General features: G+C 62.6%; 12 protein-coding genes and 1 tRNA gene. 3 read left to right on the top strand and 10 right to left on the bottom strand.

Features of this window, described 5'->3' with window-relative positions; translation table 11 throughout:
• Positions 1–167: 167 nt before the first annotated feature.
• The 7 genes from trxC to rpsU form a co-directional block, all read right to left on the bottom strand.
• Positions 168–605, bottom strand: coding sequence for a thioredoxin TrxC (gene trxC, locus PSEST_RS17915; RefSeq protein WP_015278351.1), 438 nt, complete (start codon positions 603–605; stop codon positions 168–170).
• A gap of 68 nt (positions 606–673) precedes the next feature.
• Positions 674–1951 (bottom strand): bifunctional O-acetylhomoserine aminocarboxypropyltransferase/cysteine synthase, encoded by a 1278-nt coding sequence (locus tag PSEST_RS17910; protein ID WP_015278350.1) that lies wholly within the window; start codon positions 1949–1951, stop codon positions 674–676.
• A gap of 91 nt (positions 1952–2042) precedes the next feature.
• The gene (locus PSEST_RS17905; RefSeq protein WP_015278349.1) at positions 2043–3833 is read right to left on the bottom strand and encodes an SLC13 family permease; all 1791 of its coding nucleotides are present in this window, start codon (positions 3831–3833) and stop codon (positions 2043–2045) included.
• A 231-nt stretch (positions 3834–4064) separates the two neighbouring features.
• Positions 4065–4141 (bottom strand) — tRNA-Ile (locus PSEST_RS17900).
• 156 nt (positions 4142–4297) lie between these two features.
• A complete protein-coding gene (gene rpoD, locus PSEST_RS17895) occupies positions 4298–6151 on the bottom strand; it encodes an RNA polymerase sigma factor RpoD (RefSeq protein WP_015278348.1) in 1854 nt (617 codons plus the stop codon).
• Between the two features lie 67 nt (positions 6152–6218).
• Entirely contained in the window at positions 6219–8162 is a 1944-nt protein-coding gene (dnaG, locus tag PSEST_RS17890) for a DNA primase (protein WP_015278347.1), read from the bottom strand.
• 138 nt (positions 8163–8300) lie between these two features.
• On the bottom strand, positions 8301–8516 hold the full coding sequence (gene rpsU, locus PSEST_RS17885) for a 30S ribosomal protein S21 (RefSeq protein WP_003296736.1): 216 nt from the start codon (positions 8514–8516) through the stop codon (positions 8301–8303).
• A 196-nt stretch (positions 8517–8712) separates the two neighbouring features.
• Between rpsU and tsaD the strand changes: the two genes are divergently transcribed.
• Positions 8713–9738 (top strand): tRNA (adenosine(37)-N6)-threonylcarbamoyltransferase complex transferase subunit TsaD, encoded by a 1026-nt coding sequence (tsaD, locus tag PSEST_RS17880; protein WP_015278346.1) that lies wholly within the window; start codon positions 8713–8715, stop codon positions 9736–9738.
• A 14-nt stretch (positions 9739–9752) separates the two neighbouring features.
• Here tsaD and plsY read toward each other — a convergent pair whose 3' ends face one another.
• Positions 9753–10322, bottom strand: a complete 570-nt coding sequence (gene plsY, locus PSEST_RS17875) for a glycerol-3-phosphate 1-O-acyltransferase PlsY (RefSeq protein ID WP_015278345.1) — start codon at positions 10320–10322, stop codon at positions 9753–9755.
• 75 nt (positions 10323–10397) lie between these two features.
• Here plsY and folB point away from each other — a divergent pair, with 75 nt between their 5' ends.
• Both folB and folK read left to right on the top strand, forming a co-directional pair.
• Positions 10398–10751 carry a dihydroneopterin aldolase gene (gene folB, locus PSEST_RS17870; protein ID WP_015278344.1) on the top strand — a complete coding sequence of 118 codons (354 nt, stop codon included), beginning with the start codon at positions 10398–10400 and terminating at the stop codon, positions 10749–10751.
• Complete coding sequence (folK, locus tag PSEST_RS17865) at positions 10742–11284, top strand: 2-amino-4-hydroxy-6-hydroxymethyldihydropteridine diphosphokinase (RefSeq protein WP_015278343.1); 543 nt, start codon at positions 10742–10744, stop codon at positions 11282–11284. Before folB ends, folK begins: the two co-directional genes overlap by 10 nt.
• A gap of 6 nt (positions 11285–11290) precedes the next feature.
• On the opposite strand, the gene PSEST_RS17860 is transcribed toward folK, so the two are convergent.
• Both PSEST_RS17860 and PSEST_RS17855 read right to left on the bottom strand, forming a co-directional pair.
• Positions 11291–12460: a multifunctional CCA addition/repair protein gene (locus tag PSEST_RS17860; protein WP_015278342.1), complete on the bottom strand. Its 1170-nt coding sequence runs from the start codon at positions 12458–12460 to the stop codon at positions 11291–11293.
• Between the two features lie 95 nt (positions 12461–12555).
• Positions 12556–14103, bottom strand: coding sequence for a SpoVR family protein (locus PSEST_RS17855; RefSeq protein ID WP_015278341.1), 1548 nt, complete (start codon positions 14101–14103; stop codon positions 12556–12558).
• Positions 14104–14106: the final 3 nt, after the last annotated feature.

The following is a 14106-nucleotide window of genomic DNA, read 5'->3' as shown; positions in this document are numbered from 1 at the left end:
TACAGACGTCCGTGTGTTGCTTGCATTGAAAGTGCCGCTCGAAAAGTGCGGGCATTATCCAAGTGCCATGAAGGCTACGCAAACATTGCGATACATATCCTGATGGGAGGTCGCAATAGTTGTGGAACTCGCCGCTTTGCAGAGTGTCTGGGCGTGCCGGCAGCTGGTTATCTAATCCCCTGCTGCGCCAGCCAGGCCATTAGCTGCGGCAGCGGCATGGCTCCGCTCTGTCGTGCGACTTCGCGGCCGTTGCGGAACAGGATTAGGCTGGGAATCGAGCGGATGCCGAGTTGCGTCGACAGCTGCGCGTTGGCCTCGCTGTCGAGCTTGGCCAGGCGGCAACGACCATGCAGCTGGCTGGCTGCCTGGGCGAAGGTCGGGGCGAAGCTGCGGCAGGGGCCGCACCAGCTGGCCCAGACGTCCACCAATAACGGCAGGTCGCCCTTGATCTGGTTGGCAAACTGGCTCTGTTGCAGATCGAACGGCGCGTTCGGCAGCGCCTCGGCCTTGCAGCGACCGCAGCGTGGCGCGTCCTGTAGCCGGTCTACGGGGATGCGGTTGAGGCTGGCGCAGTGCGCGCAAGGGATGATCAGCGATTCGGTCATGGCGAGGCTCCACAGCGGTATGCCGTTAATGTGGAGCCTCGCTGGCGGATATCAAGGCGCGTGCTGCCTCAACCCTTGGAAGCGCTCAGCGCCTGCGCCAGATCGGCAAGGATGTCGTCGATATGCTCGATGCCGATGGACAGCCGGATCAGGTCCTGGGAGACACCGGCGCGGGCGAGTTCGTCTGCATTCAGTTGACGGTGCGTGGTGCTGGCCGGATGGCAGGCCAGGGACTTGGCGTCGCCGATATTGACCAGGCGCACCACCAATTTGAGTGCGTCGATAAAGCGCGCACCAGCTTCGATGCCGCCCTCGATACCGAAGCAGAGGATCGACGCCGGCGTGCCACCCATATAGCGCCGCGCCAGCTCATGCTCGGGGTGGTCCGGCAGTCCGGCGTACTTCACCCAGGCCACCTGCGGGTGGGCCTGCAGGAATTCGGCGACCTTCAGTGCATTCTCGCAGTGGCGCTCCATGCGCAATGCCAGGGTTTCCAGCCCCTGCAGGATAAGGAACGAGTTGAACGGCGAAATCGCCGCGCCCATGTTGCGCAGCGGCACCACACGGCAGCGGCCGATGAAGGCGGCCGGGCCGAACGCTTCGGTGTAGGTGACGCCGTGATAGGACACATCGGGAGTGTTCAGCAGCGCAAAGCGCTTCTTGTGCTGCGCCCAGGGAAACTTGCCGGAGTCGACCACGATGCCGCCGATGCTGGTGCCGTGGCCGCCCATGTACTTGGTCAGCGAATGCACCACGATGTCGGCGCCATGCTCGAACGGCCGGCAGAGCATCGGCGTGGCGACGGTGTTGTCGACGATCAGCGGCACACCGTGGCGGTGTGCGGCTTCGGCCAGGGCGGCGAGGTCGATGACGTTGCCCGCCGGGTTGCCGATGGATTCGCAGAACACCGCCTTGGTGCGCTCGTCGATCAGCGACTCCAGCGCGGCGATGTCATCGTGGGCGGCGAAACGCACCTCGATGCCCTGGCGCGGCAGGGTGTGGGCGAACAGGTTGTAGGTGCCGCCATAGAGTTTGGCCACCGAGACAATATTGTCGCCGACTTCGGCAATGGTCTGGATGGCATAGGTGATCGCCGCCATGCCCGAAGCCACGGCGAGTGCCGCGACACCACCTTCCAATGCCGCGACGCGCTGTTCGAGCACGTCGGTGGTGGGGTTCATGATGCGCGTATAGATGTTGCCCGGTACCTTCAGATCGAACAGGTCCGCACCGTGCTGGGTGTCGTCGAAGGCATAGGAGGTGGTCTGGTAGATCGGCACCGCCACCGCTCGGGTGGTGGGATCAGGGCTGTAGCCAGCGTGGATGGCGAGGGTTTCCAGTTTCATGCGCGCTCCTTTCTTCTTGTTGGTCGGGGCAAAGGCCGAGAGCATGAAACCCAACGCCTACTCGGTCAATGATCCAGGGCAAGCCTTGCCGTCAAAGCGGCGTAAGCGGCCAGAACAACGGGATCACCAGCGTGCCGACCATCCACAGCAGCAGGTTCAGCGGAATGCCGATCTTGAGAAAGTCGGTGAAGCGATAACCGCCGGCGTTATAGACGAAGGTGTTGGTCTGGTAACCGATCGGCGTGGCGAAGCTGGCGCTGGCGGCGAACATTACCGCGACCACGAACGCCCGGGGATCGACACCCATATGCTGGGCCAGACCGATGGCGATCGGCGTGATCAGTACCGCCACTGCGTTGTTCGACAGCATCTCGGTGAGCAGCGAGGTCAGCAGGTAGATGAAAGACAGCATGAACAGCGGCCCGGCCCAGGGCGTCAGCGTCGTTACGTTCTGCACGATCAGCTGCACAAGGCCCACCTTGTCCATGGCTATGCTGATCGCCAGCATGCCGAAGATCAGGCTGAGGATCTTCCAGTCCACCGCTTTATAGGCATCCTCGACATCCAGGCAGCGGGTCGCCAGTACCGACGCCGCACCGATGATCGCCAGGCCTTCGATCGGCATCACGCCGAAGGCTGCCAGTACCATGACCGCCAGCGTGGCGATGATCGCAATTGGCGCCTTGTCGCGGCGGAAGGCGCGCTCCTGCACCGCATTCAGGCTGATCAGCTCGCCGTTGTCGGCGAAACGCTTGATCTGCGCCGGCGTGCCCTCGACCAGCATCACATCGCCGAACTGCAGCTGGAAGTCGTCGAAGTTGCCTTGGATGTTCTCGTCCTGGCGGTGCACGGCGAGCACGCTGATGCCATAGCGCGCGGACAGGTCGAGGTCGCGCATCGGTCGGTGACTGTAGCGCGAGCCGCGGCCGACGATGGCCTCGGCGAGAATCACGTCTTCGCTGCTGATGGTTTCGAAGGCGTCGCCACGGTTGAAGGTCAAATGGCCACTTTCGCGCAGCTCCACCACGTCCTTTACCTGGCCATGGATCATCAGCAGATCGCCGGCGGTCAGGGTGAAGTCATGCTCCGGTCGGCTGAACAGCTGGGTGTCGCGATTCACCTGCAGCACTTGCAGGCCGCTGCCGCCGTTGAGGTTGGCCTCGGCGATGGTCTTGCCGATCACTGGCGAGTTCGGTGGCACGCGCAGCTCGGTCATGAAGTTGCGATCCAAGCGCGGGCCGAGCAGCTTGGACAGCGTGTCGCGTTCCGGCAGCAGATGCTTGCCGATGGTCAGCAGGTAGACCATGCCCGCGGCGGCCATGATCAAGCCCGCCCCGGTGATCTCGAACATGCCGAACGGCTCCAGGCCCGCCTTGCGTGCCACCCCGTCGACGAGGATGTTGGTCGAGGTGCCGATCATCGTCAGCGTGCCGCCGAGAATGGTCGCGTACGACAGCGGAATCAGCAGCTTGGAAGGCGTGGTGCCGGCGCGCTTGGCCAGCGAAATCGCCACAGGTGTAAGGATCGCCACCACCGGCGTGTTGTTCAGGCAGGCGGAAATCACCAGCGCAGTGATCGTCAGGCCGAACAGCACCCGCGTAGGGCTGGTGCCCACCAGATTGCCAAGCCAATTGCCCAGCGCATCGATGCAGCCGGTACGTTCCAGTGCCGCGGAAATGATGAACATGCAGGCGATGGTGACCGGAGCCGAGTTGGACAGCACGCCGAGCACCTCGCCGGGCGTCAGCAGCTGCGTCGCCAGCAGCACCGCCACAGCAATCGCTACGACGATATCCGGGCTCCAGCTCTCCCTTACGAACGCCACCAACACCCAGATCAGCAAGGCGCAGACGAACAACAGCGGCAGCGATTCTGGAAGCATGGACGTCCTTAAGGGTAGCGAGTAGTCAGGTCGAAACAACGACCCCGCGGCGCACGATAGAGACGTCAGCTTAGAGAGTCCAGAAACCTTTCCTGATGTTTATATTCGTTCTGGTTATTAGCGCTGAATCGGCGTGACCGCCGCGCGAGGGCCGGAATGGCGGCATTGCCGAGCAAAGCTCATCAACAAGGGGGATAAACGAAAAAGCCGCGCAATGCGCGGCTTTGAAGGTGGTGGGCCCACACGGACTCGAACCGTGGACCAAAGGATTATGAGTCCTCTGCTCTAACCAACTGAGCTATAGGCCCCCAGAAGGCCGGCGGATTATACCGATGGGCTTTGTCATGCGCCAAGGTTTGTGGCCGTTGCGTGCTGTTCTGATGCATTACGGGCGCAGGCAGCTCCGGCGCCTGGTAGCAATGCCGCAGAAACGACAACCCCGGCATGAGCCGGGGTTGTTGGTCTTACTCGTCGAGGAAGGAGCGTAGGTGCTCGCTTCTCGTCGGGTGGCGCAGCTTGCGCAGTGCCTTGGCTTCGATTTGGCGGATCCGCTCGCGGGTAACATCGAACTGTTTGCCGACTTCCTCGAGGGTGTGATCGGTATTCATGTCGATGCCGAAGCGCATGCGCAGTACCTTGGCTTCACGGGCGGTGAGGCCGGAGAGCACTTCGCGAGTCGCTTCCTTGAGGCTTTCCACGGTGGCCACGTCGATCGGCGACTGCATGGCCGAGTCTTCGATGAAGTCGCCCAGGTGCGAGTCTTCGTCGTCACCGATCGGCGTTTCCATGGAGATCGGCTCCTTGGCGATCTTCAGTACCTTGCGGATCTTGTCCTCGGGCATTTCCATGCGCTCGCCAAGCTCCTCAGGAGTGGGTTCGCGACCCATTTCCTGCAGCATCTGACGGGAGATGCGGTTGAGCTTGTTGATCGTCTCGATCATGTGCACCGGGATACGGATGGTCCGCGCCTGGTCGGCAATAGAACGAGTGATCGCCTGGCGAATCCACCAGGTAGCGTAGGTCGAGAACTTGTAGCCGCGGCGGTATTCGAACTTGTCCACCGCCTTCATCAGGCCGATGTTGCCTTCCTGAATCAGGTCGAGGAATTGCAGGCCGCGGTTGGTGTACTTCTTGGCGATGGAGATCACCAGGCGCAGGTTGGCCTCGACCATCTCTTTCTTCGCCCGGCGGGCCTTGGCCTCACCGATGGACATGCGACGGTTGATGTCCTTGATGTCCGCGATCGCCAGGCTGCATTCCTGCTCCAGTTCGATCAGCATCTGCTGGCAGCGCTGGATGTCTTCCTTGCGGTTGCCGATGGCTTCGGCGTACTTGCCCTTGCCTGAGGCCAGTTGCTCAGCCCAGTCCAGGTTTGTCTCGTTGCTCGGGAACTGACGCAGGAAGTCGGCGCGCGGCATGCGGGCATCACGCACGCACAGCTGCATGATGGCGCGTTCCTGAGCACGGATCTGGTTCAGCGCGTTGCGCACACGCTCGACCAGTGCATCGTACTGCTTGGGCACGAGCTTGATCGGCATGAACAGGATGGCGAGGGCTTCGAGTTCCTCGACAGCCTGCTGGCTGGCACGGCCATGCTTCTTCAGCGCTTTGTTGGCTTTTTCCAGCTGCTCCGCGACCGCGCCGAAACGCAGGCGTGCAACTTCTGGATCCGGCCCGCCGTCGCCTTCTTCTTCCTCGGTGTCGGAGTCTTCCTCGTCCTCGTCGTCCTTGTCGTCAGCTGCCGGTTTCGCCGCGGTCTGCGGAGCTTCCGGTTCGACTTCCTGAGGTGCGGCAGCGCCGTCATCGTCGGGGTCGATATAGCCGCTGAGGATGTCGGACAGGCGGCCACCTTCGGTCGTTACTCGCTCGTAATCGGCGAGGATGCTGTCGACGGTGCCGGGGAAGTGAGCGATGGCGCTCATCACCTCGCGAATGCCTTCCTCGATGCGTTTGGCGATTTCGATCTCGCCTTCGCGGGTCAGCAGTTCGACGGTGCCCATTTCGCGCATGTACATGCGCACCGGGTCGGTGGTGCGGCCGATGTCGGTCTCGACCGCAGCGAGTGCGGCGGCGGCCTCTTCGGCAGCGGCTTCATCGGTATCGGCTTCGGCCAACAACAGGGCATCGGCATCCGGGGCAACCTCGAATACATTGATGCCCATGTCGTTGATCATGCGAATGATGTCTTCCACCTGTTCCGGATCGGAAATATCCTCCGGTAGGTGGTCGTTGACCTCGGCGTAAGTCAGGTAACCCTGCTCACGGCCACGCTGGATCAACTCTTTGAGGCGGGACTGCTGTTGCGCTTTTCCGGACATATAACCCTATCCACTGAAGGTTCTGGCGGGCTGAAAACAAGCTGAGCATTATAGCTGAGCTAAGACCTCACGCGCCAGTTGAGGTCGGTGTCGTGGGTATTGCGTTGCGGCTCAGTAGGTTACGCAGTTGGTCTTTTTCCTCTGCGCTGAGTTCACCCTGGCGAGCCTTGCGCAGCAGGTTCTCGAGTCGGCGTTCCCGCTGTCGGGCGGCAAGGCTATTAATGGTGTCGAAAAACTGCTGTTCAAGGTTATCGGCAGATATCAGCCATTCTTTCTCTGCAAGTGCACGTAAAAGTCGCCCTTGGTCGGTTCCATGCCAGCGGGCGATCAATTGCAGGCTGCGCAGCTTCGGGTTCTTCTGCAGCGCGCCGAGCAGCGCAACCAGCAACTGTGCGTAGGTGTCGTCCTCGGCTGCGAAGTGGCTGACGTCTTCGACTTTCTGCGCCAGTTCGGGATGGTGCAGCAGTGTGCGCAGTGTGGTCAGGGTCGGTGGTTCGACCGTGGCTGGGGTGCGAGGTCCGCGAGGCTTGAAGTCTGGTCGCTGTCCGGATTTTTTCCAGTCTTTCTTCCATTCCTTCTTGCCGCTGCGTTGCTGTTTCGGCGTTTCCGGAGGCTCGAAGTAGTCCGTTTCGGCATAGTGTGCGCCGGTTTCGTAGTACGCCGAGTCGTCGTATTCGGGTGTGCTGTTGCCGGGACTCGGTGCGGGTGCGGCCGCCATGTGCTGCAGGGCTTCGCCGTTGAGGCCGGTGATCTCGGCCAGGCGTTGGCGCATCAGTGTGCGCAGGTTGGAGCCTGGAATCTTTTCGATGAGCGGCGCTGCAAGCGTAGCCAGGTGGGCCTTGCCTTCCAGTGAGCGCGGATCGGCTTCATCGCTCAGTTGCTGGAAGAAATAGTCTGCCAGTGGCTGCGAATGCTGCTGAATGCGCGCGCGAAACGCATCGGTGCCCTCGGCGCGGACCAGGGTGTCGGGGTCTTCCCCGTCCGGCAGGAACAGAAAGCGTGCGCGACGGCCGTCTTGCAGGTTCGGTAGGGTCGCCTCCAGGGCTCGCCAGGCGGCCTTGCGTCCGGCGGCGTCGCCGTCGAAGCAGAACAGCACGCTCGGTACGATGCGGAACAGGCGCTTGAGATGCTCTTCGCTGGTCGCGGTGCCGAGAGTGGCGACGGCGTTGCGCAAGCCTTGCTGGGCCAGAGCAATGACGTCCATATAGCCTTCAACCACCATGATTTCGTCGAGATCGCGGTTGGTCTGGCGTGCTTCGTAGAGGCCGTAGAGTTCCTGGCCTTTGTGGAATACCGGGGTTTCCGGGGAGTTCAGGTACTTGGGCTTGTCGTCGCCCAGGACGCGGCCGCCGAAGGCGATGACCCGGCCGCGGCTGTCGCGGATGGGAAACATCACGCGGTCGCGGAAGCGGTCGTAGCGTTTGCCGTTCTCGGCGTTCTCGATCAGCAGGCCGGCATCGATCAGTGCCTTCTGCTGCAGGGCATCGCCACCGAGATGCTTCATCAGGTTGTCCCAGCCGGGCGGAGCAAAGCCCAGGCCGAAGTCTCGGGCGATCACGCCGGAGAGGCCGCGGCCCTTGAGGTACTCGACGGCCGATTTGCGGGTCGGGTGGCTCTTCAGTGCCTGGCGGTAGTAGTCGGCCGCAGCAGCGAGTAGCGGGTAGAGCGGCGAGTCGACCGGTTGGCGCGGCTTGTGTTTGCGCCCGCTATCCTCGTGGGGGACTTCCATGCCGGCGCGCTTGGCCAGTTCCTCGACCGCCTGGGGGAAATCCAGTTGGTCGTGGTCCATGACGAAGCCGAGCGCGTTGCCGCCGGCGCCGCAGCCGAAGCAGTAGTAGAACTGCTTGTCCGGGCTGACGCTGAAGGAGGGCGTCTTTTCCTTATGAAAAGGACAGAGGGCGCTGTAGTTCTTGCCGGCTTTTTTCAGCTGGATGCGTGAACCCACCACTTCGACGATGTCGGAGCGGTTGAGCAAATCATCGATGAAAGATTGCGGGATCAGGCCGGCCATAAGGGTGTCAGATTACGCTCGCATTGCATGAGCCGGAAATGAAAAAACTCCGGCCATTCGCCGGCTGGCGAAGCGGAGTATGCATGCAATGCAAAGCCCGGCCTGAGCCGGGCTTGATGCGGCGTCAGCTGTACTGGATCAGTACAGGCGGACGCTGCGGCGCTGCTCGCGCTGCACTTTCTTGGCGTGACGCTTGACTGCAGCGGCAGCCTTGCGCTTGCGCTCGGAAGTCGGCTTCTCGTAGAACTCGCGCGAGCGGACTTCGGCCAGAACGCCTGCTTTCTCGCAGGAACGCTTGAAACGACGCAGTGCTACGTCGAAGGGTTCATTCTCTTTAACTTTGACAGCGGGCATCCAGGACTTACCTTCACTTGATTACCGGTGGCAACGCGCTTCGGCAATGACTCGCAAGCACGCTGGTTTTAAGGGTTGCGGATGTTACCCGCTCCAATTGCGGAATGCAAAGCCCCTGATCGAAAAGCGCTGGTCGGTCGGAGGGCCCGACGATTAATATGCACGGCTTCATTCGCCCTCCGGAAAGGTTGAACCCATGCTGGTGCTGGGGTTGGAAACGTCCTGCGACGAGACTGGTGTCGCGCTTTACGATAGCGAACAGCGCCTGCTGGCCGACGCGCTATTCAGCCAGATCGACCTGCATCGCGTCTACGGCGGCGTGGTGCCCGAGCTCGCCTCGCGCGACCACGTGAAGCGTATGCTGCCGCTGATTCGCCAGGTGCTGGATGAGGCTGGTCGCGAGGCTGGCCAGATCGATGCGGTGGCGTATACGGCGGGCCCGGGGCTGGTCGGTGCGCTGCTGGTTGGGGCCTCCTGTGCCCAGGCGTTGGCTATGGCCTGGGGCGTGCCGGCGGTCGGTGTGCATCATATGGAAGGCCATCTGCTGGCGCCGATGCTCGAAGCGCAGCCGCCGGCATTCCCGTTCGTCGCCTTGCTGGTCTCGGGTGGCCATACGCAGTTGGTCCGAGTGGATGGCATTGGTCAGTACGAGCTGCTCGGCGAGTCGGTCGACGATGCCGCCGGTGAGGCTTTCGACAAGACCGCCAAGCTGATGGGCTTGCGCTACCCTGGTGGGCCGGAAATCGCTCGCCTCGCCGAGCAGGGCACCCCCGGCCGCTTCGTCTTTCCGCGGCCGATGACCGATCGGCCCGGTCTGGATTTCAGCTTCAGCGGCCTGAAGACCTTCACCCTAAATACCTGGCAGCAGTGCCGTGCCGCGGGCGATGAGTCCGAACAAACCCGCTGCGATATCGCGCTGGCCTTCCAGCAGGCGGTGGTCGAAACACTGACCATCAAGTGTCGTCGGGCGCTCAAGCAGACGGGTCTGAAGTCATTGGTCATCGCCGGTGGGGTCAGCGCGAATCAGTCACTGCGCGAGTCTCTGGAGCGGATGCTCGGCGAGCTCAAGGGCCAGGTGTTCTATGCGCGCCCACGCTTCTGCACCGACAATGGCGCGATGATCGCCTACGCTGGCTGTCAGCGTCTGCTCGCCGGGCAGCATGATGGTCCGGCGATCACCGTGCAGCCGCGCTGGTCAATGGAGACACTGCCGGCGATCTGATGAACGTTGGGCGGTCAGAAATGCCGCTCGCGGCCCGCGAACAGGTCGCGCACGTTGCTGCGGTGCCGCCAGACGATAAGTGTGGCGAGCAGGCTCATCGGCAGCAGGGCGCCCGGTTGCTGCCAGGCCAGCAATGGCAGGCACAGTGGCAGCGCGATGAGGGCGGCCAGCGAGCTGGTCCGGGTCAGGCGGAACACCAGCAGCCAGGCGACGATGGCCAGCAGTGCGGCCGGCGGATAGAGCGCGAGCAGGGTGCCGGCAGCAGTGGCGACACCCTTGCCGCCGCGGAAGCGGAAATACAACGGATAGAGGTGGCCGCAGACGGCGGCAAGTCCGATCCAGGCCTGTTGCTGGACGGACATGTCCAGCGACGCAGCCAGCAGTACGGGCAGCAGGCCCTTGAGCAGATCGCCGAACAGCGTGCAGATCGCCAATCGCTTGCCTGCCAGACGAAGCATATTGGTGGCGCCGGGATTGCCGGAGCCGCCGGCGCGCGGGTCGGGCATTCCGGCCAGGCGGCTGAGCAGTATGGCAAATGACAGCGAGCCGGTCAGGTACGCGAGCAATGTCAGCAGCCAGAACATGGAATCCATCCGGGGCAGGGAGTCCCTGAGTCTAACGGCGCGTTTCGAGCTTGTCGTGCCGTAGGAGAATGTTGCGTGGACACAGTCTTCATCGAAGGCCTGGAAGTGGATACGGTAATCGGCGCCTATGACTGGGAGCGGGGCATTCGCCAGTGCCTGCACCTGGACCTGACGTTGGGCTGGGACATTCGTCCCGCCGCCGAGAATGATGAGTTGGACAAGGCCTTGGACTATGCCAAGGTCGCTGCCGTCATCGATCAGTTCGCCTCCGAGGCACGTTTCGAGCTGGTCGAGACCTTTGCCGAACGCCTGGCGCAGCGCCTGATGAGCGAGTTCGGCATCGTCTGGCTGCGCCTGCGCGTGACCAAGCCCGGCGTCAATGCGCGTGCCCGGGCGCTGGGTGTGGAGATCGAACGCGGATGTCGCTGACCCCCGTCATGCTCGGCCTGGGTAGCAATGTGCAGCGCGAACTGCGGCTGCATGCCGGGCTCGATGCGCTGGCCGAGCTGCTGCAGGATATGCGTTGCTCGCCGGTGTTCGAGAGCCTCGCGGTGGGCTACAAGGGCGACAATTTCTACAACCTGGTGGTGGCCGGCTATACCGATCTGCCGCTGACCGAGCTGGATCGCCGGCTCAAGTTCATCGAGGCGGACAACGGCCGCTACGCGCCGGATCGCAGGGGGCTGCCGCTGGATATCGACGTGCTGCTGTATGGCGAGCTGGTTGGCAATTTCCATGGCTTGCAGTTGCCGCGGGCAGAGATTCTGAAGAACGCCTTCGTGCTCTGGCCGCTGGCGCTGCTGGCGCCGACCGTGAAGCATCCCGCTGCAGGCGAACCCTTCGCTGATCTATGGGCGCAATCATCCATCAACCAGCAGCTCTGGCCGGTGCCGTTTCAGTGGCGCGGCAGCGAGCTGACACCTGTCGATCTGATCCGCCGCTATCCTCCACAGCGCGCCTGAATCGCCTTACTTCGAATTTTCCCGGCAGTAGGCGCGCAGGGCATCGAGGCGCGCAGCGCTGAGTGCCTTGCCGAGCTCGGCGCCTTTGTACCCCTGATCCAGCAGCGGTTTGACCGCGACGGCCCGCGCCGCGTTGGCCGCGCCGTGCAGATAATCGGCGTCGAAGAGCAACTTGCCCGGCGAACCTGCCTGGGCGTGCATTTCACACGCCGCGACGAACTGTTCGAAGCGCTCGGGGCGGCGGTAGATGTCGAAGTGCTGCAGCATGTCGAGCAATGCATCCGCTTGCAGCTTCTTGGCGTTGAGCGCGTCATCGTGATACCTGCCGAGCAGCATCGCCAGCTCTTGGCAGTCCCTCGGCGCCTTGCAGCGCTGGTTGAGTGCGTCGATGGCGGGCAGGCGTGCTTGCGGTGCAGCGTCCGGCGTTGCGCCGCCGAGCAACAGGCAGGCCCAGCGTACCGGCAGTGGTTGGGCATGTTCGGCGCAGCGGCGAAGTGCACGGAGCAGGTGCTCACCCGTGGCGTTGCCCATGGCGAAGGTCGCGGCGAGTTCCGGGAACAGCTCGGCCAACGCTTCGCAGTCCTGAAGCACCTGGATGAATACGTCCGGCCGTGGCTCCATCAGTGCGCGGGAGATTTCCTTCCAGCTACGCTCCGCTGTCAGCGCCGATAGTTCGCCGGAGCGGGCCAGCTGCCGCATTAGCTCAAGGGTTTCGCCGGCGATACGGAAACCGAGTTCGGCGTAGCGTGCAGCGAAGCGCGCCACGCGCAGCACGCGCAGCGGGTCTTCGGCGAAGGCCGGGGAGACGTGGCGTAGCAGGCGCGCCTGTAGATCGCTCTGGCCACCGTAGGGATCGATCAGCTGGCCACTGTGGTCTTCGGCGATGGCGTTGATGGTGAGGTCGCGCCGCTGCAGGTCTTCCTCGAGGGTGACGTCCGGGCTGGCGTGGAAAGTGAACCCGCCATAGCCACGACCGCTTTTGCGCTCGGTGCGCGCCAAGGCGTATTCCTCGCCGGTCTGCGGATGCAGAAACACCGGAAAGTCTGCGCCGACCGGACGAAAGCCGCGCGCCTGCATTTCTTCCGGCGTGGCGCCGACCACCAGCCAGTCCACCTCGCTGACCGTGCGCCCCAACAAGCGATCGCGCACTGCGCCGCCGACTTTATAGATTTGCATATCCACCTCCGTTGGCGCGGAGGATAAAGGATATCCGCGCTGAGGCTACAGCGCGGTGCGTGGGGAGCGGGCGCGGAACGTATCCGCGGTCTGGATCAGGCGAAGTTCATGCCCGGAAAGCGACTGTCGGCTTCCGGTTCGCTGCTTGGGCGCGGCGGCATGTGATGGGTGTTGACCAGTTTGTCGTCCTGTATCGATTGCAGGTGCACATCGAAGCCCCACAGCCGGTGCAGGTGCTTGAGTACCTCCTCGGTGGACCCGCCAAGTGGCTTGCGGTCGTGCTGGGTGTGACGCAGGGTCAGCGAGCGATCGCCGCGACGGTCGACGTTCCACACCTGCACGTTGGGCTCGCGGTTGCCGAGGTTGTATTGCGCGGCGAGCAGTTCGCGAATGGTGTGGTAGCCACTTTCATCATGAATCGCCGGGACCAACAGCTCGTCCTTGCGGTCATCGTCGAGAATGCTGAACAGCTTGAGGTCGCGGATCACCTTGGGCGAGAGAAACTGCAGGATAAAGCTCTCGTCCTTGAAGTTGTTCATGGCGAACTTGACGGTAGTGAGCCAGTCGCTGCCGGCGATGTCCGGGAACCAGCGTTTGTCCTCCTCCGTGGGGTGCTCGCAGATCCGGCGGATGTCCTGGTACATGGCGAAGCCCAAGGTGTAGGGGTTGATGCCGCTGTAGTAGGGACTGTCGAAGCCGGGCTGGTAGATCACACTGGTGTGCGATTGCAGGAACTCCATCATGAAGCCGTCGGTGACCAGGCCCTCGTCGTAGAGGTCGTTGAGCAGGGTGTAGTGCCAGAAGGTGGCCCAGCCTTCGTTCATCACCTGGGTCTGGCGCTGTGGATAGAAGTACTGCGCGATCTTGCGCACGATACGCACCACCTCGCGCTGCCAGGGCTCCAGCAACGGGGCGTGCTTCTCGATGAAGTAGAGGATGTTTTCCTGCGGCTCGGCCGGGAAGCGTTGGCTGTCGGCCTGCCCGTCGCCCTTGTCCGCACCCTTGGGAATGGTGCGCCAGAGGTCATTGATCTGCCGCTGCAAGTGCTCTTCGCGATCCTTCTGCCGGCGGCGCTCTTCTTCCGCGGAAATGGGGTACGGCCGCTTGTAGCGGTCTACGCCGTAGTTCATCAGCGCGTGGCAGGAGTCCAGCAAGTCTTCCACCGCGTCGATGCCGTGGCGTTCCTCGCATTGCATGATGTACTGCTTGGCGAACACCAGATAGTCGATGATCGAGCTGGCGTCAGTCCAGGTGCGGAACAGGTAGTTACCCTTGAAGAAGCTGTTGTGGCCGTAACTGGCATGAGCGATAACCAGTGCCTGCATGCACATGGTGTTTTCTTCCATCAGGTAGGCGATGCAGGGATCGGAATTGATCACGATCTCGTAGGCCAGGCCCATCTGCCCGCGCTTGTAGTGTTTTTCGGTATGCAGGAACTGCTTGCCGTAGGACCAGTGGTGGTAACCCAGCGGCATGCCGACCGAGGCGTAGGCATCCATCATCTGCTCGGCGGTGATCACCTCGATCTGGTTCGGATAGGTGTCCAGCGCGTAGCGTTCGGCGATGCGGCCTATCTCGCGGTCGTACTGCCGAATCAGGTCGAAGGTCCATTCCGAGCCGGTGGAAATGGGCTGTCGTTTCATGCT

Source organism: Stutzerimonas stutzeri RCH2 (assembly GCF_000327065.1).
Classification (GTDB): Bacteria; Pseudomonadota; Gammaproteobacteria; order Pseudomonadales; family Pseudomonadaceae; genus Stutzerimonas; species Stutzerimonas stutzeri_AE.
The sequence above is the reverse complement of the archived record's forward strand: the minus strand, read 5'-3'. Positions and strand labels throughout refer to the sequence as shown.